Annotated in this window: 23 protein-coding genes; 5 read left to right on the top strand and 18 right to left on the bottom strand. The window is 62.8% G+C overall.

The window, feature by feature from the left end; genetic code table 11:
* Window positions 1-163 precede the first annotated feature (163 nt).
* The 5 genes from AC0L2L_RS05065 to AC0L2L_RS05045 all read right to left on the bottom strand — a co-directional run bounded on the left by AC0L2L_RS05065 (window position 164) and on the right by AC0L2L_RS05045 (window position 3,158).
* The gene (locus tag AC0L2L_RS05065; protein WP_473576595.1) at window positions 164-646 is read right to left on the bottom strand and encodes a hypothetical protein; all 483 of its coding nucleotides are present in this window, start codon (window positions 644-646) and stop codon (window positions 164-166) included.
* Entirely contained in the window at window positions 621-1,160 is a 540-nt protein-coding gene (locus tag AC0L2L_RS05060) for a hypothetical protein (protein ID WP_473576593.1), read from the bottom strand. Before AC0L2L_RS05060 ends, AC0L2L_RS05065 begins: the two co-directional genes overlap by 26 nt.
* Window positions 1,127-1,519, bottom strand: coding sequence for a hypothetical protein (locus AC0L2L_RS05055; RefSeq protein ID WP_473576592.1), 393 nt, complete (start codon window positions 1,517-1,519; stop codon window positions 1,127-1,129). Before AC0L2L_RS05055 ends, AC0L2L_RS05060 begins: the two co-directional genes overlap by 34 nt.
* Window positions 1,520-1,544: 25 nt before the next feature.
* A complete protein-coding gene (locus tag AC0L2L_RS05050; protein ID WP_473576591.1) occupies window positions 1,545-2,018 on the bottom strand; it encodes a hypothetical protein in 474 nt (157 codons plus the stop codon).
* Between the two features lie 234 nt (window positions 2,019-2,252).
* Window positions 2,253-3,158, bottom strand: a complete 906-nt coding sequence (locus tag AC0L2L_RS05045; protein WP_473576589.1) for a methylated-DNA--[protein]-cysteine S-methyltransferase — start codon at window positions 3,156-3,158, stop codon at window positions 2,253-2,255.
* Window positions 3,159-3,273: 115 nt separating this feature from the next.
* Between AC0L2L_RS05045 and AC0L2L_RS05040 the strand changes: the two genes are divergently transcribed.
* Window positions 3,274-4,089: a class I SAM-dependent methyltransferase gene (locus AC0L2L_RS05040; RefSeq protein WP_473576587.1), complete on the top strand. Its 816-nt coding sequence runs from the start codon at window positions 3,274-3,276 to the stop codon at window positions 4,087-4,089.
* Window positions 4,090-4,102: 13 nt separating this feature from the next.
* Here AC0L2L_RS05040 and AC0L2L_RS05035 read toward each other — a convergent pair whose 3' ends face one another.
* On the bottom strand, window positions 4,103-4,597 hold the full coding sequence (locus AC0L2L_RS05035; protein ID WP_473576586.1) for a DUF2244 domain-containing protein: 495 nt from the start codon (window positions 4,595-4,597) through the stop codon (window positions 4,103-4,105).
* A 22-nt stretch (window positions 4,598-4,619) separates the two neighbouring features.
* Between AC0L2L_RS05035 and nth the strand changes: the two genes are divergently transcribed.
* Window positions 4,620-5,426 (top strand): endonuclease III, encoded by an 807-nt coding sequence (gene nth / locus AC0L2L_RS05030; RefSeq protein ID WP_473576585.1) that lies wholly within the window; start codon window positions 4,620-4,622, stop codon window positions 5,424-5,426.
* Here the strand turns inward: nth and AC0L2L_RS05025 are convergent.
* Window positions 5,423-5,878, bottom strand: a complete 456-nt coding sequence (locus AC0L2L_RS05025) for a DUF2214 family protein (protein WP_473576584.1) — start codon at window positions 5,876-5,878, stop codon at window positions 5,423-5,425. The two genes, nth and AC0L2L_RS05025, sit on opposite strands and share 4 nt — an antisense overlap.
* 172 nt (window positions 5,879-6,050) lie before the next feature.
* Between AC0L2L_RS05025 and AC0L2L_RS05020 the strand changes: the two genes are divergently transcribed.
* Entirely contained in the window at window positions 6,051-6,608 is a 558-nt protein-coding gene (locus tag AC0L2L_RS05020) for a GNAT family N-acetyltransferase (protein WP_473576582.1), read from the top strand.
* 179 nt (window positions 6,609-6,787) lie between these two features.
* Here the strand turns inward: AC0L2L_RS05020 and AC0L2L_RS05015 are convergent, their stop codons facing one another.
* The 9 genes from AC0L2L_RS05015 to AC0L2L_RS04975 all read right to left on the bottom strand — a co-directional run bounded on the left by AC0L2L_RS05015 (window position 6,788) and on the right by AC0L2L_RS04975 (window position 13,070).
* Window positions 6,788-9,274, bottom strand: coding sequence for an EAL domain-containing protein (locus AC0L2L_RS05015; RefSeq protein ID WP_473576581.1), 2,487 nt, complete (start codon window positions 9,272-9,274; stop codon window positions 6,788-6,790).
* A gap of 301 nt (window positions 9,275-9,575) precedes the next feature.
* Complete coding sequence (locus AC0L2L_RS05010) at window positions 9,576-9,974, bottom strand: DUF1801 domain-containing protein (RefSeq protein WP_473576579.1); 399 nt, start codon at window positions 9,972-9,974, stop codon at window positions 9,576-9,578.
* Between the two features lie 78 nt (window positions 9,975-10,052).
* Window positions 10,053-10,502, bottom strand: coding sequence for a DUF1801 domain-containing protein (locus tag AC0L2L_RS05005; RefSeq protein ID WP_473576578.1), 450 nt, complete (start codon window positions 10,500-10,502; stop codon window positions 10,053-10,055).
* Between the two features lie 10 nt (window positions 10,503-10,512).
* Window positions 10,513-10,737 carry a hypothetical protein gene (locus AC0L2L_RS05000; RefSeq protein ID WP_473576577.1) on the bottom strand — a complete coding sequence of 75 codons (225 nt, stop codon included), beginning with the start codon at window positions 10,735-10,737 and terminating at the stop codon, window positions 10,513-10,515.
* Between the two features lie 39 nt (window positions 10,738-10,776).
* A complete protein-coding gene (locus AC0L2L_RS04995) occupies window positions 10,777-11,169 on the bottom strand; it encodes a VOC family protein (RefSeq protein ID WP_473576575.1) in 393 nt (130 codons plus the stop codon).
* 75 nt (window positions 11,170-11,244) lie between these two features.
* Window positions 11,245-11,655: an SRPBCC family protein gene (locus AC0L2L_RS04990; protein ID WP_473576573.1), complete on the bottom strand. Its 411-nt coding sequence runs from the start codon at window positions 11,653-11,655 to the stop codon at window positions 11,245-11,247.
* Window positions 11,652-11,975, bottom strand: coding sequence for an ArsR/SmtB family transcription factor (locus tag AC0L2L_RS04985; RefSeq protein WP_027165340.1), 324 nt, complete (start codon window positions 11,973-11,975; stop codon window positions 11,652-11,654). Before AC0L2L_RS04985 ends, AC0L2L_RS04990 begins: the two co-directional genes overlap by 4 nt.
* A gap of 157 nt (window positions 11,976-12,132) precedes the next feature.
* Window positions 12,133-12,600 (bottom strand): NUDIX hydrolase, encoded by a 468-nt coding sequence (locus AC0L2L_RS04980; RefSeq protein WP_473576571.1) that lies wholly within the window; start codon window positions 12,598-12,600, stop codon window positions 12,133-12,135.
* A 146-nt stretch (window positions 12,601-12,746) separates the two neighbouring features.
* Window positions 12,747-13,070 carry a hypothetical protein gene (locus AC0L2L_RS04975; protein WP_473576570.1) on the bottom strand — a complete coding sequence of 108 codons (324 nt, stop codon included), beginning with the start codon at window positions 13,068-13,070 and terminating at the stop codon, window positions 12,747-12,749.
* Between AC0L2L_RS04975 and AC0L2L_RS04970 the strand changes: the two genes are divergently transcribed.
* Together AC0L2L_RS04970 and AC0L2L_RS04965 are read left to right on the top strand one after the other, a co-directional pair.
* A complete protein-coding gene (locus AC0L2L_RS04970) occupies window positions 13,071-13,322 on the top strand; it encodes a hypothetical protein (protein WP_473576568.1) in 252 nt (83 codons plus the stop codon). It abuts the gene before it with no gap.
* Window positions 13,323-13,353: 31 nt separating this feature from the next.
* Window positions 13,354-13,953, top strand: a complete 600-nt coding sequence (locus AC0L2L_RS04965) for an invasion associated locus B family protein (RefSeq protein ID WP_473576567.1) — start codon at window positions 13,354-13,356, stop codon at window positions 13,951-13,953.
* A 52-nt stretch (window positions 13,954-14,005) separates the two neighbouring features.
* Here the strand turns inward: AC0L2L_RS04965 and AC0L2L_RS04960 are convergent, their stop codons facing one another.
* Entirely contained in the window at window positions 14,006-14,707 is a 702-nt protein-coding gene (locus AC0L2L_RS04960) for a response regulator transcription factor (protein ID WP_473576566.1), read from the bottom strand.
* Window positions 14,704-17,421 (bottom strand): DUF4118 domain-containing protein, encoded by a 2,718-nt coding sequence (locus tag AC0L2L_RS04955; protein ID WP_473576565.1) that lies wholly within the window; start codon window positions 17,419-17,421, stop codon window positions 14,704-14,706. The genes AC0L2L_RS04960 and AC0L2L_RS04955 overlap by 4 nt, the downstream gene beginning before the upstream one ends.
* Between the last annotated feature and the right edge of the window lie 143 nt (window positions 17,422-17,564).

Here is a 17,564-nt window from a genome sequence, read left to right as displayed (position 1 = left end):
CCTGCACTGAAAGGCGGACCTGCTCCAAGACTCTGCTTTTGCGCAATTCCAGGCGAAATACGCGAAGCGCTGTTCCAGGAATTTGCGGGCTGGGCGCGAAGCTAGCCGCAAAGCCCGCCGGTTGCCAGATCATGTCGCTGTCCGAACCGTCTGGCCCACAGCATCATTCGCAGCGGACAGTGACCTGGGCCTGGTAATTGCCCGCCGGGAAGATGCCGGGCGACTTCGTGGCGGTCAGATCGACCTGGACGGTATGGGTGCCGTTGGTCAGCTTTTGCGGCGAGCTGCCCGGATTATCCAGCCCCGAGCCGTCGAGGCGGAAGACGGAGGCGAAAGAGACGTTGGTGTCGCCACCGCTCGGCGCGGATGTGAAGGCGATCGGCGCCGGCGCGGACACGGAGTAGCAGTCGAGCAGGTTTAGGATGGAACACAGTGTCGAGTTCGCGGTGATGGTGGCGCCGGCGCTCGACCCGCCCGCCTGCTTGGAGCCGAAGATGTTGATGGCGGGATTCGATTTCATCGTTCCCGATGCGCCGATCATGATCGTGCAAGTGCCGATGATCGCTGCCTGCGCCGGGAGGCAGAAACCGGCAAGCGCTGCCACGCCAAGCAGCGCGCAGCTATTTTCTCTTCTTTTTCTTTTCATTGCCGGTCGTGCCTCTGATGCTCCAGCCTTCGTTGGCCCATCCTGCCGATGTCGGGTGGGCTGTGGGAGCCGCGGCAGCAGTGCTCGTCGTGCTCGCCGTCGTCTGGCCGTCGGTGCCGAGGCCCATTTTGAGGAGCTTCAACTCAAGCCGCAGGCGCTCGACTTCCAGCTCGTAGAGGCGGCTGCAATCGATGCGTTTCGGCGTCCGGCCGATCGGGATCACCACGCGGCCATATGTGGCGATGTCGCTATTGGCCTGGTTGCTGCTGTTGTTGCCCCGGATGATGCCTAGGTCGAGATAGGCACCGCTGCCGGAGACGGCTGAGCGGCAGGTCGTGCCGTCGCTGGCATGAACTTCGTCCTGGCCCTGTGGCAGGCTGACGCCGGGCAAGCTGAAACCCGTCTGGTTCTGGTTCAGGTTCAGGATATCCTCGGCAAATCCCTGACTTACGATAGCCAGGGCGGGCAGCAAGGATAAGGTCAGAACCTGCGATGCCCGAAAAACTTTCCGCATATCTGTGCCCTTATCTGGGTCTGCTCGCTTGGAAAGGGGATACTCTCGGTACAGATACGCACTTTGCGTTCGCTCGCGCCGTCGAACGGGACGACGACCAGCACAGGGCGGGACGCCTGGCCGGCCAGAAGGAAGGCGCTCGGCGTGACCTTGGCGTCGACCGGCTGGAAATCCTGGTCATAGACACGGACCTCGACGCGTATGCGCTGGTTGTACGGGTTGCCTGGGAACACGCGAACGGCGAAGGCATCCGTGAAGGATCGCACCTCGCCCCGCATAGGCGTCATCGACTGGCCCGTTGCTGCAACAGGAGACAGTGCGGCAGCCAGGCCCGCCGCCAGAATTGCAATCGTTCTCAAGGACCGCTCCTTTTTCGCAAGAGGGCTATTCGCAGCGCAGCGTCACCGTTGCCTGGTAGTTGCCGGCGGAGAAGCGGTTTGTGCCGCTCTTGGTTCCGGCAAGATTGACCGCGACCGTCGATGTGCCCGGCGCCGTCAGCGCAGTCGCGGTGCCGGTTTCGGCAATCGTCTGCGCGCCGGAGGTGGCGAAGGTTGGGGTCCATGTCGTCGCCGTAACATCCGAGGCGGGCACGGTCGTCGTCGTTACCGGGTCCACGCTGAGCGAGACGCCACCTGTGGTATCGACCTGAGCGCTGCCGGCCGAGCCGCCTGCATTGTGCGAGCTCAGCGACTGAAGATTGCTGCTGACGGTCATCGTGCCGTTGGAGTTGATCGTGACAGTGCAGGTCGCGGTGATCGTGCCGTTGAACAGCACATTTCCAGTGGTGGCCGCCGATGCTGTCTGGCAGGCGCAGCCGGCCAGCAGGCCTGCTGCCATTGCGGCGCGCGCGAATTTCATCGAGACCCCTCTTTCGAGCCGGATGACGCCGGCTTAATGTAGGAGGATCATCTCTTTATCGTGGTTAATTTAGCGTTAAGTAAAATAATAACCGAAAGCAACCGACAGAACAACCGGCGAAACCACAGGTTGTCGCCGGTTGTGTTCGATGAATAATATCTGAAATTATTTATAGATACACTTCTTATACTGCAACTAGCGACTTTCCGCAACTGAGAACGAAAAAATCGATCTTCAGGACGACACCTGTCCCGCTTCCCAACCGAGGATGGCGCGCTTGCGCGTCAAGCCCCAATGGTAGCCGGTCAGCGCACCGGACTTGGCGAGCGCGCGGTGACAAGGCACGACGAAGGACATCGGGTTCGCACCCACGGCCGCACCCACGGCCCGGCTGGCGCTCGGCGCGCCGATGCTTGCCGCGATCGAGGAATAGCTGCAGGCCTTGCCCATCGGGATGCGCAGCAAGGCTTCCCAGACGCGCAACTGGAAATCGGTGCCGATCAGCACCACGCGCAGCGGCTGGTCGGCGCGCCAGCGCGTCGGGTCGAAAACCCGCGCGGCGTAAGACTGGGTGGCGGACATGTCCTCGACGTAAGTCGCATTCGGCCAGCGGCTGGACATGTCGGCTAAGGCAGCCCGCTCGCCGCCGGCGTCACAGAAGGCCAGGCCGGCGAGACCTCGGTCGGTGACCATGATCAGCGCGATGCCGAAAGGCGAGATGTGGTAGCCGTAGCGGATGGTCAGGCCGGCGCCCCGCGTCTTGTAGTCGCCGGGCGACATCGCCTCATGGGTGACGAAGAGGTCGTGCAGCCGGCCGGGGCCGGACATGCCGAGCTCGAATGAGGTTTCCAGGAGCGGCATGCCGGAATCGAGCAGCCTGCGCGCATGATCGAGCGTGACCGCCTGCAGGAAGGCCTTGGGTGACAGTCCGGCCCAGCGGGTGAAGAGTTTCTGCAGGCCGGTAGGCGTCTCGCCGACTTCCTCGGCAAGGACCTCGAGGGAGGGCTGGTCGCGGTAGTCGAGGCTGATCTTCTCGATGGCGCGGCGCACGACCTCGTAGTCGCTGCCTTCCGGCGTGATGTCGTTCTCAAGGATCGCGGTCGGTTTCATCTGCGTATTCAGGGTCATCTGGGCGTTCATGGCAATATCTCCTTGACCGCCAATATCGTTCTTCCGGAGCTTTGCAGCCACCCGAAACTTGCCTTCCCGCGGTCTACTCCCAGATAGAGTCAGCTTCGAGCCGAAGAGGACAGTCATGGCCGGCGAAAAGGTTGATCTGACCGGGGTAAGGGAAACCTTGCTGATGACGCTTTACGGCAAGGCGCTGGAAAGCCGGCTGCCGCATTCGCTGCTCCAGGATCGCTTCGCCGACGAGGCGGTGCGCAAGATCAACTATGATTTCTCAAGGCTCAAGGTCGACGGCAATCTCGGGCTGGGTTTTGCAATCAGGGCGAAAACACTGGATGTTTGCGTTGCGGATTTCCTTGCACGGTATCCGGACGCGATCGCGCTGCATCTGGGATGCGGGCTCGACACGCGGATATTCCGCGTCGACCCGCCGCAAGGCATCGAATGGTTCGACGTCGACTACCCGGAGGTCATGGATCTCAGGCGCAGGCTCTATCCGTCCAGGGACCGTTACCATCTGGTCGCCGCGTCGGTGACCGAACCGGAATGGCTGGCTGAAGTGCCCCGCAATCGCCCGGCGATCGTGGTGGCCGAGGGGCTGACGCCGTATCTCGCGGCCGACAAGGGGCCGCGACTGCTTGCGCGGCTTGTTTCGCATCTTGCCGGCGGTGAGTTGGCGTTCGACGCCTATAGCCGTTTCGGCCTGAAGCTGATGCGCCTCAATCCGGCCATCAAGGCAACGGGCGCAGAAGTCCATTGGGCCATCGAGGATCCGCATGAATTGGAGCAGGCGGTGCCTAAACTTCGCTTCGTCGGCGAGATTCCGTCCTACAAGCCGGAGCAGGGTGCCCGCCTGGGGTGGTCCGCGCGCCTGTTCGTCGGCCTTTGGAAACTTATCCCAGCGATGCGCAAGGTCGGCAGGCTGCTGCGCTACAGGTTCTGAGGTGCTGAGTGTGTCAGCGCGTCTTGGCAGTCGCCAGCGCGCGCGAAAAGGCGGTGGCAAAACTTTCGCGGTCGTCGGGATTGAGGAAGCCGCCGATCGCCACGCTCTTGCCCTGTGCCTCCACCGCCATCTTGGTGATGCCGATCTCGCTGTGGCGGGCGATCGAGAACCGTGTCCAGAACGGATTGAAATGATGGGCTTCCGAACGGCCGGACGGTGCGGTCTTGCGGATGTCGAGGCTGGTGCGCGAGACCGAGATTTCCTCGCGGGCGCGCGCCGCGCGGTAGTTGGCGCGGAAGGCGATGTAGACAGCGATCACGTCGAGGCCGAAGAAGCCGAACACCGGCCAGGCGCCGCGCGCCAGGAAGAACGCGCCTGTGACGGCCCAGCCGAACAGAAGCGCTCCCATCAGGATCAGGAAGCCGGTGCGGCCTAGCGAACGATGCGGAGTGAGCAGAGCCTGGAAGAATGGCTCGTCGGCCTGGAACGAGGCGTTTGTGTCGCTCATGGGGGAATATTATAGGAGGGAAATGGCGCCTCCCAAATCCAAAAAATCGTTAGCAGTCAAAAAGCCTCGGTCCGCAGTTGCGGGCGGCGGCCGAACGCCCGGCGGACGGCCGCGAAAGGCCGCTTCGCGATCGGTTTACAGCCCTGCCGAGGTGCATGAGATCTTCCGGCGTTTTTCGGTCCAGCGGCCGGAGCCGAAAGGCGAGCTCGACTACGGCAACGCCTTCACCCTGCTGGTCGCGGTGGTGCTGTCGGCGCAAGCGACCGACGCCGGCGTCAACAAGGCGACCAAGGCACTGTTCGCGGCGGCCGACACGCCGGCCAAGATGCTGGCATTGGGCGAGGCCAAGATCGGCGACTATATCCGCACCATCGGCCTGTGGCGCAACAAGGCGAAGAACGTGATCGCTTTGTCCAAGGCGCTCATCGACGACCATGCGGGCCAAGTGCCGGAGGATCGCGACGAACTGGTCAAGCTGCCGGGCGTCGGGCGCAAGACCGCCAATGTCGTGCTCAATGTCGCCTTCGGCCAGCACACCATGGCGGTTGACACGCATATCTTCCGCATCGGCAACCGGATCGGGCTTGCCCCCGGCAAGACGCCGGAACAGGTCGAGCATGGGCTGCTCAAGGTCATCCCGGCCGAATATATGCGTCATGCGCATCATTGGCTGATCTTGCATGGCCGCTATGTCTGCAAGGCGCGCAAGCCCGATTGCCCGGCCTGCGTCATCGCCGACATCTGCAAGTCGAAGGAAAAGACCACCGACATACCGGCGCCGCTGGTGCCGATCGCGCCGCTGGATGAGGCGTTTCCGGTCGAGGCCTAGTAACCGTAGCCGCGCGCCATCGCCGCGGCGAAAACCGGGATGAGCAGGAAGATGAAGCCTTCGGCGCGGACATAGTTCTTCACCGAGGCCAATTCCGCCGCCGGCACCGCGAAGGACGGATTGCCGCTCGCCTGCCTGTTCCAGGAAATGAAGCGCATGGTGGGCACGATCGACAGCAGGCCGACGATGGTGAAGGCCACCATCTTTGCCCAGAACACCCAGTTGTAGATATAGAATTCCCAGCCTTTCAGACCGAAGAACACCCGGCAGATGCCGACGATGACGATCAGCGCGGCGATGATGCCGTAGTGACGGTCGATGCCGGTCAGGCGCTTGAGCGTCGCCGCCCCCAAATCGCCGCGCACCAGCACGAACTCGGCGCCTATGATGCCGGCCAGCGAGAACACCAGCAGATGATGGAGAATGGCCAATACAAGATCAGTGGTGTCCATGTTCGTTCCCTGCGTTAGGCGACGTGGCTGGATCGTGCGTCAGAAGAGTAGCATCGTCGGTCAAAATTCCCAGGCGCCGAAATCGCTGCGCTGGAGGATGATCCTGGCTTATCCTGGCCCTTGTTCGAACGCGCTGGTTTGCTATGCGCTACCGGCTCAACGAGGAAATGCCATGAGCATCGAAAAGGAAGCCGGCGTGCCGATCCTCGGGACGGCGCGGACCATCCTGCGGCCGCACCGTCTGGGTGATTTCGAGACCTATGCCGCCATGTGGGCGGAGCCAGCCGTCACCCGTTTCATCGGCGGCAAGCCGCGCACGCGGGAGGAAAGCTGGATGCGCTTCCTGCGCCACGCGGGCCTCTGGTCGCTGCTTGGTTATGGGTTCTGGGCGATCGAGGACAGAGCGACGGGGCGCTTCATCGGCGAGGCCGGATTCCATGACCTGAAGCGCGAGATCGAGCCCTCGATCGAAGGCGTGCCGGAGGCAGGCTGGGCGCTGGCCTCGGCCGCGCACGGCCAGGGACTGGCCAGCGAGGTCGTCGGACGGGTCGTGGCCTGGGGCGACGAGGTGTTCGGGCCGCCCGGGCGCACCGTCTGCATCATCGATCCGGAAAATGGCGCTTCGCTGAAGGTGGCCGAAAAGAACGGCTATCGCGAAACGCTGCGGACCGCTTACCACGAGAAGCCTACGATCCTGTTGGAACGGCAGGCCGGTGGGGCGGTTGCCTAGATTGCGTCAAAACAAAGAGATGGAGCATTTCACCGTTTCCATGAAACGGTGAAAATGCACTAAAGCGTGTCGCGCTGAAACGGATTCAGGCGACACGCTTTAAGTCTTTGTTTTTATGCATGTCGTTGTCCCAGAACCGCTGCACACTTCTGGGCGACATGCACTAGAGGGCCGGGTTACTAGCCGACCTTGCTGCGCAACGTCTGCGCCAAAGTCTGCCAGGTGTCTGCGGTTGCGCTGCGGTCAACCCGGCCTCCCAGCAGCGCGGTGGTCGCGTCGAATGGCTGGGGCCGTGCAATCGCATAACCTTGCGCGTAGTCGACGCCGATCACTTTCAGCGCTTCGACGATGCCGTCGCTTTCGACGAACTCGGCGATGGTGCGTTTTCCCGTCACCTTGCCGATGTGATGGATCATCTCGACCATCGCGCGATCGATGCGGTCGTCGAGCATGTCCTTGACGAAGCCGCCGTCGATCTTGAGGTAGTCGACGGGCAAATGCTTCAGATAGGCGAAGGACGACATGCCGGAGCCGAAATCGTCGAGCGCGAAGCGGCAGCCCAGCCCACGTAGGTCGGCAATGAAACGCATGGCTTCCGAAAGATTGGCGATGGCGCTGGTCTCGGTGATCTCCAGGCAGATCGTTTCGGGCGCAATGGCGTGCGCGGTGAACTGTTCGCGCATGAAGCCGAGAAATGTCTCGTCGCCGAAAGTGGCGCCGGAGAGGTTGATCGCGCAGGTGGATATCGGCGTCGCATGTGGATCGGTGCGCCTGACCGCCAATGTGGCGAAGGTGTTGCGTACCACCCAGCGGTCGATCGCCGGCATCAATCCATAGCGCTCCGCCGCCGGGATAAAGCTCTGCGGGGTGACGAAGCTGCCGTCCTCGTCGGTCAGCCTGAGCAGGATTTCGACATGCGCGCCCGTCTCGACGATATCGTCCCGCAGCGGCGCAATCTCCTGCGCGTGCAGCCTGAAGCGGTTCTCATCCAGCGCGGCATGCAGGCGTTGCACCCAGGCCATCTCGCCGAAGCGCTCGCGCAGCGCCGTGTCGCCGTCGCTGTGGAGCTGGACACGGTTGCGGCCCTTTTCCTTCGCCATGTAGCAGGCGACGTCGGCGGCGCGCAGCACCTCTTCCAGCGTCATGCCGGCATTGGCGACTTCGACCATGCCGATGCTGACGCTGACGTTGAAGGGACGCCCTTCCCAGGAGAAATGCAGATCCTGGACCGTGGCGCGCAACCGTTCGGCGGTCACGGCCGCACAGTCGGCATCGCAATCGAAGAGCAGCACGCCGAACTCGTCGCCGCCCAGTCTCGCCAGGATGTCGCCGGGCGGCAGCTCTTTGGCGAGCAGCACCGAGATCTGGCGCAGCAACTGGTCGCCCGCGGCGTGGCCGCACGTATCGTTGACCAGCTTGAACTGGTCGAGGTCGAGATACATCAGCGCGTGCTGGCGCGGCTTTTCCGGCGCCTCCGCGATCGTGCCCGCCAGCCGGTTCTCGAAGTCGCGGCGGTTGACGAGCCCGGTCAGCGCATCATGCGATGCCTGCCACGACAGGCGCTCGATATAATCCTGCTCGCGCGTCATGTCGTGCAGGGCCAGGACGCAACCGAGGATATTGCCGGAAACGATCAGCGGAGCGCCATTCAGCGCCACCGGCACCACCGAACCGTCGGGACGCTCCAGAAGCTGCGGACGCACATTGGAGCGGCGCGGCTCGCCTGCCAGCAGGCGCGGCATCAAATCGGTCTCCTCGACGCCACTGTCCTTGTCGATGAGGCGAAACAAGGCATCGACTGGTTTGCCCTTGGCGGCATCGAGGGAGCAGGCGAGCAATTTTTCCCCGCCGGCATTCATATAGTCCAGCCGTCCCCAGGCATCGGTGCTGATCACGGCCTGGCCGATCGAGGCCAGCGTGATCTGAGCACGCTCGCGCTCGGCGTTGAGGGCGTTCTGAAATGCCTGGCGCTGTTCCATCAGCTTGCGCGTGCGCCAGACGGCGAGCGCGATAAGCAGGGCGGCGGTGGCGAGATTGGCTGCGGTCAGCGCCATCTTGATAAAGCGCGATCCCTCGCCGAGACTGTCGGAAAAGGCCTTGGAAAGTGGCCCGATCTGGCGGTCGAGCTGGTGGATTTCCGCCTTCCAGAGACCGATCTCGGCCGCAGATGCCGGCCCTTTTTCGAGCCTTCGATGCACGTCGCCGCCAAGTCTTTCGATGGCGAGGATCGTTTCGTCGGCCTCCGTCCAGTGACGGATCGCGGTATCGAGATAACTCACGCCACGGAAATTCCGGAACAGCCAGATCAGGCCGGCGACATCGTCGGGATGGTTGTTGCCGCCAAGAAAGCCAAGCCGCGCCGTATTCGTGTCGGGCTCAGCCCGTTCGAGCGCCAGCCGCGCGGCGCGATCGGCGAGCGGAACGGCGATGGCTTGGCGATATTCGTTGAAATACTCTTCCTGGCCGGTATCGGCATAAAGGCTCAGGAAATAGATGGCGTGCTTCTGCCCTTTCGACCATTGGCTTTCGCCGCCGACATAGGCGCGGACGGCCGATAGCGTGTGGAGGCTGAGGGTGGCAACCAGTGCCTGGATCAGGACGACCGCTACGAAGGGCCAGACCAGTCCGATGAGACGCGGGCTGGCATCGGTCGATGAGAGCTTCATCCCATTCCCATGGAGCTTATGCTGGCTCCCCCGGTGTCTGTCCGACCGGCTCATCCGTCGGTTGAGACGATGTTCTTCCCCGCATGTCGCCCGGTTACTGACGACAATAATCCAGATAATACGCCTCGCTTAACAGGCGATAAATTCGTCCAGTATTTGTTTCATGATTTATTGCTAAGCTACAGAAGGACGCTTACGCTACGTGATGGCGATATTTGCTGCATAGTATCGACCCGCAGCGCGAAGGCACGGCAGAAAAAGTCGCGACATCAAACCGATAGCATCCCGCGACAGCCGTCTCTCAGCGTTTGGTCTTCGATTTGTTGAGGGCCACGGCTTCGCGGACGAGCGCCTTCAGGGCGTCGGCATCGATATTGTCGCCTTGCTTGAAATCGATGGCGCGCCTGGTGTTGCCTTCGAGGCTGGAGTTGAAGAGCTTCGCCGGATCGGGCAGCGCCGCGCCCCTGGCGAAGGTCAGCTTGACGACGGACTTATAGGTCTCGCCGGTGCAGATGATGCCGGCATCCTCCCAGACCGGCACGCCGCGCCATTTCCATGCCTCGACGGCGTCCGGCGCGGCTTGCCTGATAAGGGCGCGGAGCCTGGCAAGCGTCTCGCCGCGCCAGTCACCCAGTTCCCTGATCCTTCCGTCGATCAGCTCCGACGGAGACTTGCCGCCCTGCGTGTCGCCTTCTTGCATGTCCGGTTCTCCTTCGAGGCTGGATAAGAGATTGCCATCGTGGCTGTTTCAGGGAGGCGGCGCTTGATCATCGTGCGCTTACATCCGTTCGCCGGGCAGCTGGCTCGCCTGCTTCACCCAGGAGATGAATTGCTCCTCGTCGAGCCGGTCGTTTTCATGGATGTGGAAATGGCGCGTGTCCTTGCTCTTGGATTCGCCGGGCGGCACCGGCTTGAGCGACAGGCCGCGAAAGAAGGTCACGTTGATGTATTTGGTGAAGCAATGGATGCCGAGAAACCAACCTTCGCCCTCCATCCCGTAAAGAGGAGAGTTCCATTTGACGGCCTTCCGCACATTTGGAACGGCCTGCACAATGAGCTGGTCGAGCCGCCGCCCGACCTCACTCTTCCAGCCCGGCATCGCCGCGATATAGGCCTGCACGGGGGCATCGCCATAGCCCTTAGCGATCTGCGGGTTGCCGCCAGAAAGCAGGACGGGTTTCGCGCCCGGAGACCGGGCGGCAACTTTCGGCGATTTCGTCTTCGCCATCAGGTCGATCCTATATACGCTCGCGTGCCTCGTCACCGCGCCATCTCACAGCATAGGGCAGCACGAACATATAGAGCCCGCTGAAGAGCAGCAGGAAAAGCGGGATCAACGGCGAATAGACGATCCAGGCGGGCGGCGAGCCCATGGCCATGGCGGCGAAATTGGCAATAACGGTGGCGGTGAAGATGATCGACAGCCAGCGGTGAAGCTGCCTGATCCATTTGCTCCAGTCCAATCTAACCTCCCTTGCAAATGATGATGTTGATCGAGCTGCCTACCAGCGCGCCAGCTGCGAAAGCTGGATGAGGTTGCCGCAGGTGTCGTTGAGCTGGGCAATGGTCGCGCCGGTCACTTCGGTCGGCGTCATGGCGAAGCTGCCGCCATTGGCCTTGATCCGCTCATGATCGCTTTTGATGTCATCGGTGAACAGCATCAGCGCCGGCTGGCCTTGCTTGAAAATCGCCTGCTGATAGGTCTTTGCCGCCGGGTTGTCATTCAGTGCCAGCTGCAGCTCGGTGCCTTCAGGGTCGTCCGGTGAGACCACCGTCAGCCAGCGAAACGGCCCATTGGTGAAGTCGGCCTTCTTGGTGAAGCCCAGAACGCCAGTGTAAAATCCCAGAGCTTTTTCCTGATCGTCGACATAGATGCTGGTCAGTTTGATCTTCATTTCGGTGTCTCCATTGCTCACGCTTGCGGTTGCCGCCCGCCAGACCTGATTGTTTGTTGACCCTTGCGGCGGACCTCAATCGATCCGCGAAAGCAACTCTTCCAGGGCCGTGAAGTTGCGCTTCCAGCCCACCGTGGCGCCGCGGTAGTACGGCTCCTGGTCGGCGCGGAAACCGATCTGCTCCATGCGCAGATGCGTGCCCGTGCTCGTCGGGGTGAGCGTCCAGGTGACAACGCTCTCGAGATCCTTGGTATCCCAGGTATAGGACAGCGTCCTGTTGGGCTCGACCGTCTGCACCTGGCAGTCGACGCCTCCCCATTCCGCGCTCAGATTGAAGCGGTGGTCCACGACCGGCTTGAAGTTGTTCTTCATCAGCCACTCCTCGATGAGATGCGGTTGGGTGAGCGCGCGCCAGATCTTCTCCGGCGCAAACGGTATCTCGCGCTCGACAATGACGGAGCGCTTTGCGGCCGGCACTTCGTTCATTGATCCATCCTCTTGAGCAGGTCCTCCAGATCGTCGAACCGGCTTTCCCAAAACCCCGCCATGTCGCGCGTCCAATCCATCAACGGTGCAAGCGCTTTCAGCTGCGCGCTGTAATGGGTCTGACGCCCTTCATGACGGTCGCGTACCAGTCCCGCCTCCTTGAGCACGCCGAGATGCTTCGACACCGCCGGCTGCGACACGCCGGCCTGCGCGGTGAGGGCTCCGACCGTCTGCTCGCCCAGGCGGCAGAGACGCTCGAAGATGGCGCGCCTTGTCGGATCGGCAAGCGTCCTGAACAGCATATCGTGCGTGGCCGGCATCTGAGATCGATAACCCATTGGCTATTGATTGACGTATAACCGCCGGGATATGTATGAGTCAAGCAGCGAATGAGGGCGCCCGGCCGAAACCGCGGCTGTGGATCCATGCCGGAAAGCCAGCATGGCCTTTCCCGGACGGCACTGAACAGGTACCTGCTTATGCCGGATCGGCCGCTGGGATGGTCAAATCCCTCAACAGCGTCGAAAGCTCCGGCTCGTCGATGAGCAAGGCGGCGTCTGCCGCCGGAAGCCATGCGCGCTGTCGGTTCGCGGCTTCCTGCCAGTCGGCAAGTTCCTCTGTGACCTCGAGCAGATAGACGACGACATCGACGCGGACGAAGCCGTTGGTCATGCGTTTCCAATAGGAATAGCTGCCGGCAGGCTGCTTCAGCGCCTTGCCGAGAACGCCGGCTTCCTCCTGGGCTTCGATCGTTGCCGCCTTGCGCCCGCTCTTGCCCTTCATCGGCCAGCCCTTGGGCACGATGAAGCGCCGCGTGGTGCGTGAGGTGACCAGCAACACTTCGAGGCTGCCGTCTTGCCGCAACCGAAATGGAATGGCCGCCACCTGGCGGATCCGTTGCCCTTTCCTGGCTCTGCGAACTGCTTTCTTTTTGGTTGTTGCCATCCCAAATTCCGGTGAGAGCAGAATTCCTGCCTACGCTATCCGCGCGGGCAAAAACCTGTCCCCCTGCAAACCTTAAAACCACCGCCCTTGCAATCCGGCATTTTGCCAGCAAGTAAGTCGGCTAATAAACTGAAAAAACAAAAATGTCAGCGGCAAACCCTGGAAATCGTGTTGCCGACCGCTTCCATCCGACATGTCTTGTCATAGATCGGCACGTTGGGCTGGCTCCTGGGCGCGGTCGGCCGGTCGAGCTCGCGATAGATTTGCTGCTGCTGCTGATATTGCTGCCGCTGCAACCGGTTCTCGAACTGTTGCAGCTCATTTTGCTGCACCAATGCGTTGCGGTTCGTCGGGATGACGATTTGCGCGTAAGACGGTGCGGCCTGAGAAATCGCGGCCGCCAGCAAGGCGCCTGCAAGAACAGCCAGGGTATGACGAAGCATCCGGTCGGCTCCCGTACGAAAAACCATATGGTTTATATAGTGCGGCCGGCCAATGGCGCCATGGGCGACTGCGAGGGGCGTTTCGCCGCCGCCGGGAATCTGCCCGGCAACCCGGCATTGCACTTGACGGAAGCCGTCGATTCGCCGCTCTATCGCGTCGGCGCCGGGCTGGAGCTCAATGGCGTCAACGGCGTCGGCCTGGCGATCAGGTACAACGGCGCCTTCGGCGAAACAGTCAGGCAGAATGCGGTCAGCGCGTCTCTGAAAGTCAGCTTCTAGCTGACGCGGGCGGCGGCCAAGAAGGGATGTCATGAGGACGAAGTACGCGTATTTGGCGGCGATACTGACAGCCGCCTGCATTGGCGGTGTGCCGGCGGCGGGACTTGCCGCGCAGAACAAGACCGACAAGGTGGCGCCTGCCGCCGCTCAGCCCGCCGACGCGGCGGCCAAGCCGCAGCTGCCGGGCGGCGCCTCGGCGCTGTCGGAAACGCATGGCGACTGGACGGTCAACTGCCAGGTCACCGGCAACAACAAGGTCTGCAGCCTGTCGCATCAGCAGTTCAACAAGCAAAGCGGCCAGCGGCTGCTGGCGATCGAATTGACGACCAAGACCGGCCAGGACGCCACCGGCACGCTGGCGCTGCCCTTCGGACTTGCCTTGGCCAACGGCATTGCGCTCGAAATCGACGACAAGAAGCTGGACGGCGCGCTGCAGTTCAACACCTGCCAGGCAGTCGGCTGCCTAGTGCCGGTGACGTTCGACGCCGATACCACGCCGATGCTGCAGAACGGCACGACGCTGAAGATCAACGCCACAGCGGCGGACACCATGCAGCCGATCGCGTTTACCATCTCGCTCAACGGCTTCGGCAGCGCGCTGGCCCGGACGGCGGATTTGTCGGCGGACTGAGCAACGAAAGGTAAGGGATTCGTCTGCGGGCGATCGGCAGAAACCGGTTGCCCTATTCGTTTCCGTCCGCCTCGCGCAAACGGTAGCCGACGCCGGTTTCGGTGATGATGTAGCGCGGCTGGTCCGGGATCTTTTCGATCTTCTGTCGTAGCTGGCGCACATAGACCCTCAGATACTGGACATCGGTCGAGTCGTTCCAGATCTGCTTCATCAGGAACTGGTGGGTCAGCACTTTGCCGGCATATTGCACGAGCATACGCAGGATGTCGTATTCCTTGGGCGACAGTTTCACTTCCTTGCCCTCGACCTTGACGATGCGCTTCACCAGATCGACGGAGAGGTCGCCGGTATTGAACACCGGCTTCTCGCCCTGTTGCTGGAATTTGTGGCGCAGCGCCACGCGGATGCGGGCGACAAGCTCGTTCATGCCGAACGGCTTTGTCACATAATCGTCGGCGCCGAGCTCGAGCGCCGAAACGATGCCGGCCTCGTCGGTGCGGCTGGAAAGGATGACGACCGGAATGTCGAGGCCGTCGCTGCGCCATTTGCCGAGCAGCTCGAGGCCGGTCATGCCGGGCAGGCCGAGATCGAGCAGGATCAGGTCCGGCCGCTCGGCCTGGATGAGCTCGAGCGCCGCCTTGGCATTCGGCGCCTCGGAGACCGCGTAGCCCTGGCTGCCGAGGCCGACGCGCAGCAATTTGCGGATCGGCGGTTCGTCGTCGACGACCAAAATGGAGACGGTCTGATTTGTCATGCCGCATCGTCCGTAAGGCCCAGGACAGGCAATTCCGAAGGCACCGGCATGCGGATGGTGAAGATCGCGCCTGGACGGTCGGTGCGGTTGGCGGCCGAGATCGTACCGCCCATCGCCTCGATGAAGCCGCGGCTGATCGATAGGCCGAGACCCGTGCCGGCGCGCACCTGGTCGCGCTTGCGCACGCGGTAGAAGGTGTCGAATATCCGCTCCAGGTCATCGGGCGGGATGCCCGGTCCCTCGTCCATGACCTGCAGGATGACGGAGCCGTTGTCGACCCAGGCCTGCAGGCGGATGGTCGAGCCGGGCGGCGCATATTTCGCGGCATTGTCGAGAAGGTTGAACAGCGCCTGCTCGAAGAGGACAGGATCGAGCCGCAGCATCGGCAGGTCGGCCGGGATGTCGGTCTCCGTCCTGTGCTCAGCGGTGATCTTCCCCGCCCGGTTCAGCGCCGAGCCGACAACGTCTCCGACATAATGCAGCGCGTAATTCGGCTCCATCGCGCCCGACTCGATCCTGGTCATGTCGAGCAGATTGGCGATGAAGCGGTTCAGCCGCTCCGATTCGCTGACAACCGTCGACAGAAGCTCGGCGCGATCCTTTTCCGGCAGCGCCGGCGCGAATTCCTTGAGCGTGCCGGCCGCCCCCATGATCGCAGCAAGCGGCGTCTTCAAATCATGCGAGATCGAGGTGAGCAGCGCCGTGCGCAGCCGGTCCGCTTCCGCCGCCAACCTGGCGCGGTCGACATCGGCGACCAACTGGATGCGCTCGATGGCGACCGCCGCCTGGTCGGCAAGCGCGTCGAGAAGACGCTGCTGTTCGGGCGTCAGCAACGGGCCCTGCTTGTCATTGTCGAGGCCGACCACGCCGACAGCCGTGCGGCCCGTCCGCAAGGGCAGATAGAGGCGCTTCGCCCCTGGCAGCGTGTCGGCGCCGCGGCCGGCCGGGCGGTCGTGCTCCCAGGCCCAGCGGGCGGCCGCGATGTCGGCCTCGGCCAGCGTGTCGTCGGGCGGATAGCCGGCCTTGACCGTAATCGTGCCGTTCTCGGGCAGCAGCAGCACCACGCGCACTTTCAGCATCGAGGCGATCTGGAAGGCAGTGGCCCACAGCACGTCGTCGAGCGTGCCGGCGCCGGCGAGCTTCTTCGAGAAGGAATAGATGTCCTCGGTTGCCCGTGCGCGCGAACGGGCGGCGACCGCCTGGCGCTGCACGCGCGCCGTCAGATTGCTGGCGATGACGGCGACAATGAGGAAGGCGGCAAAGGCGACGATGCTCTCCGGATCCCTGATCGTCAGCGTGTAGCGCGGCTCGAGGAAGAAGAAGTTGAAGGCAAGCGCACTCAGGAAACAGGCGTAAAGCGCCGGCCAGAGCCCAAACGTCACCGCCGATGTCAGCACGGCCAGCAGCAGGACGCTTGCCAGATTGCGAACATCGAAGAACTGGTCGAGAACGGAGCTGACAGCCAGCGCGCCCACGACAAAGACGGTGGTGACAAGGTAGGGCCAGACCTGGAACGGTGTCTGTTCCGCCGCGGCCTTGACCCTCGTCGAGGCGGCATCGGTGTCGCGCTCGGTTCGCGAAATGACATGGACGCTGATGTCGCCGGCATTGCGGATCAGATCGTAGGTGAGCGAGCCTTCGATCAGCTCGCGCCAGCGCGACCGGGTCGGCCTGCCGACGACGATATGGGTGAAGTTGTTTGCCGTCGCGTGGCGCACGATGTCCTGGGCGACGTTCTGGCCCGGAATGGTCGTCACTTCGGCGCCGAGCTGCTCGGCAAGCCGCAGGTTCGCCGCCAGCCGGTCCTTGTCCTCCTCGGACATGCCGGCAAGGCGAGGCGTGTCGACATGCAGCGCCGTCCAGGGAGCGCGCAGCCGATCGGCAAGCCGGCGCGCATAGCGGATGCGGGCGGCCCCGCCCGGGCGCGAATCGACACAGACAAGGACCCGCTCGCCGGCCGCCCACGGTCCGGGGATGGCGTGGGACTGCATGTGGTTGAGGAGCTGCTCGTCGACGCGCTGGGCGGTGCGGCGCAGCGCCAGCTCGCGCAGCGCCGTCAAATTGCCCGGCGAAAAGTAGTTTTCGATGGCGCGCTGCGCGGTTTGAGGGAAATAGACCTTGCCTTGATGCAGCCGCTTGATCAGGTCGTCGGGGGTGAGGTCTATGACCTCAATGTCGTCGGCCTCGTCGATGATGGAATCGGGAACCGTCTCGCGTACCCTGACGCGGGTGATCTGCGCCACGACATCGTTCAGGCTCTCGACATGCTGGATGTTGAGCGTGGTGTAGACGTCGATACCTTGCGCAAGGATTTCCTGCACGTCGAGATAGCGCTTGGGGTGGCGGCTGCCGGGCGCGTTGGTGTGGGCGAGCTCGTCGACCAGGACCAGCGCCGGGCGCCGCTTCAGGATGGCGTCGATGTCCATCTCGTCCAACGTCTGGCCGCGATAATCGACTAGGCGGCGCGGGATCACCTCATAGCCGTCGACCAGGGCCTGGGTTTCCTTGCGGCCGTGTGTCTCGACGATGCCGATCACGACGTCGATGCCATCGACGCGCTGCGCGCGGCCCGCCATTAGCATCTCGTAGGTCTTGCCGACGCCAGGCGCCGCGCCGAGAAATATGCGCAGGCGGCCACGGCCCTCGCGCTCCGCATGCTCGAGGAGCGCGTCGGGGGACGGTCTGTTCTGTGTGTCGTTCCTGTCGTCCGGCATCAGGTCCAATCATGAATTGCGCCCGGGGTCGTGTGGGTACCCGGCGCGGGGCGGGTTATTTTAGGTGATACAGCGCGAGGTTGAGCGCCAGAACGTTTACCACCAGCTAGCCCAAGAAACCGAGCTTGCGATACAAGACAAGG

The organism is Mesorhizobium sp. WSM4832 (assembly GCF_055811115.1).
This window is presented reverse-complemented; position numbering and strand designations above follow the sequence as displayed.

Excerpts from the sequence above, each read along its gene's own strand:
- AC0L2L_RS05010 (WP_473576579.1), bottom strand. The coding sequence starts at position 9,974 with ATGCAAGAAGGCGACACGCAGGGCGGCAAGTCTCCGTCGGAGCTGATC.
- AC0L2L_RS05045 (WP_473576589.1), bottom strand. The coding sequence starts at position 3,158 with ATGAACGCCCAGATGACCCTGAATACGCAGATGAAACCGACCGCGATC.
- AC0L2L_RS05065 (WP_473576595.1), bottom strand. The coding sequence starts at position 646 with ATGAAAAGAAAAAGAAGAGAAAATAGCTGCGCGCTGCTTGGCGTGGCA.
- AC0L2L_RS04965 (WP_473576567.1), top strand. The coding sequence starts at position 13,354 with ATGAGGACGAAGTACGCGTATTTGGCGGCGATACTGACAGCCGCCTGC.
- AC0L2L_RS05015 (WP_473576581.1), bottom strand. The coding sequence starts at position 9,274 with ATGAAGCTCTCATCGACCGATGCCAGCCCGCGTCTCATCGGACTGGTC.
- AC0L2L_RS05060 (WP_473576593.1), bottom strand. The coding sequence starts at position 1,160 with ATGCGGAAAGTTTTTCGGGCATCGCAGGTTCTGACCTTATCCTTGCTG.
- nth (WP_473576585.1), top strand. The coding sequence starts at position 4,620 with ATGGCGCCTCCCAAATCCAAAAAATCGTTAGCAGTCAAAAAGCCTCGG.
- AC0L2L_RS05005 (WP_473576578.1), bottom strand. The coding sequence starts at position 10,502 with ATGGCGAAGACGAAATCGCCGAAAGTTGCCGCCCGGTCTCCGGGCGCG.
- AC0L2L_RS04955 (WP_473576565.1), bottom strand. The coding sequence starts at position 17,421 with ATGCCGGACGACAGGAACGACACACAGAACAGACCGTCCCCCGACGCG.
- AC0L2L_RS05040 (WP_473576587.1), top strand. The coding sequence starts at position 3,274 with ATGGCCGGCGAAAAGGTTGATCTGACCGGGGTAAGGGAAACCTTGCTG.
- AC0L2L_RS04995 (WP_473576575.1), bottom strand. The coding sequence starts at position 11,169 with ATGAAGATCAAACTGACCAGCATCTATGTCGACGATCAGGAAAAAGCT.
- AC0L2L_RS05050 (WP_473576591.1), bottom strand. The coding sequence starts at position 2,018 with ATGAAATTCGCGCGCGCCGCAATGGCAGCAGGCCTGCTGGCCGGCTGC.
- AC0L2L_RS04975 (WP_473576570.1), bottom strand. The coding sequence starts at position 13,070 with ATGGTTTTTCGTACGGGAGCCGACCGGATGCTTCGTCATACCCTGGCT.
- AC0L2L_RS04985 (WP_027165340.1), bottom strand. The coding sequence starts at position 11,975 with ATGCCGGCCACGCACGATATGCTGTTCAGGACGCTTGCCGATCCGACA.
- AC0L2L_RS04980 (WP_473576571.1), bottom strand. The coding sequence starts at position 12,600 with ATGGCAACAACCAAAAAGAAAGCAGTTCGCAGAGCCAGGAAAGGGCAA.
- AC0L2L_RS05020 (WP_473576582.1), top strand. The coding sequence starts at position 6,051 with ATGAGCATCGAAAAGGAAGCCGGCGTGCCGATCCTCGGGACGGCGCGG.
- AC0L2L_RS04970 (WP_473576568.1), top strand. The coding sequence starts at position 13,071 with ATGGTTTATATAGTGCGGCCGGCCAATGGCGCCATGGGCGACTGCGAG.
- AC0L2L_RS05025 (WP_473576584.1), bottom strand. The coding sequence starts at position 5,878 with ATGGACACCACTGATCTTGTATTGGCCATTCTCCATCATCTGCTGGTG.
- AC0L2L_RS04960 (WP_473576566.1), bottom strand. The coding sequence starts at position 14,707 with ATGACAAATCAGACCGTCTCCATTTTGGTCGTCGACGACGAACCGCCG.
- AC0L2L_RS05035 (WP_473576586.1), bottom strand. The coding sequence starts at position 4,597 with ATGAGCGACACAAACGCCTCGTTCCAGGCCGACGAGCCATTCTTCCAG.
- AC0L2L_RS04990 (WP_473576573.1), bottom strand. The coding sequence starts at position 11,655 with ATGAACGAAGTGCCGGCCGCAAAGCGCTCCGTCATTGTCGAGCGCGAG.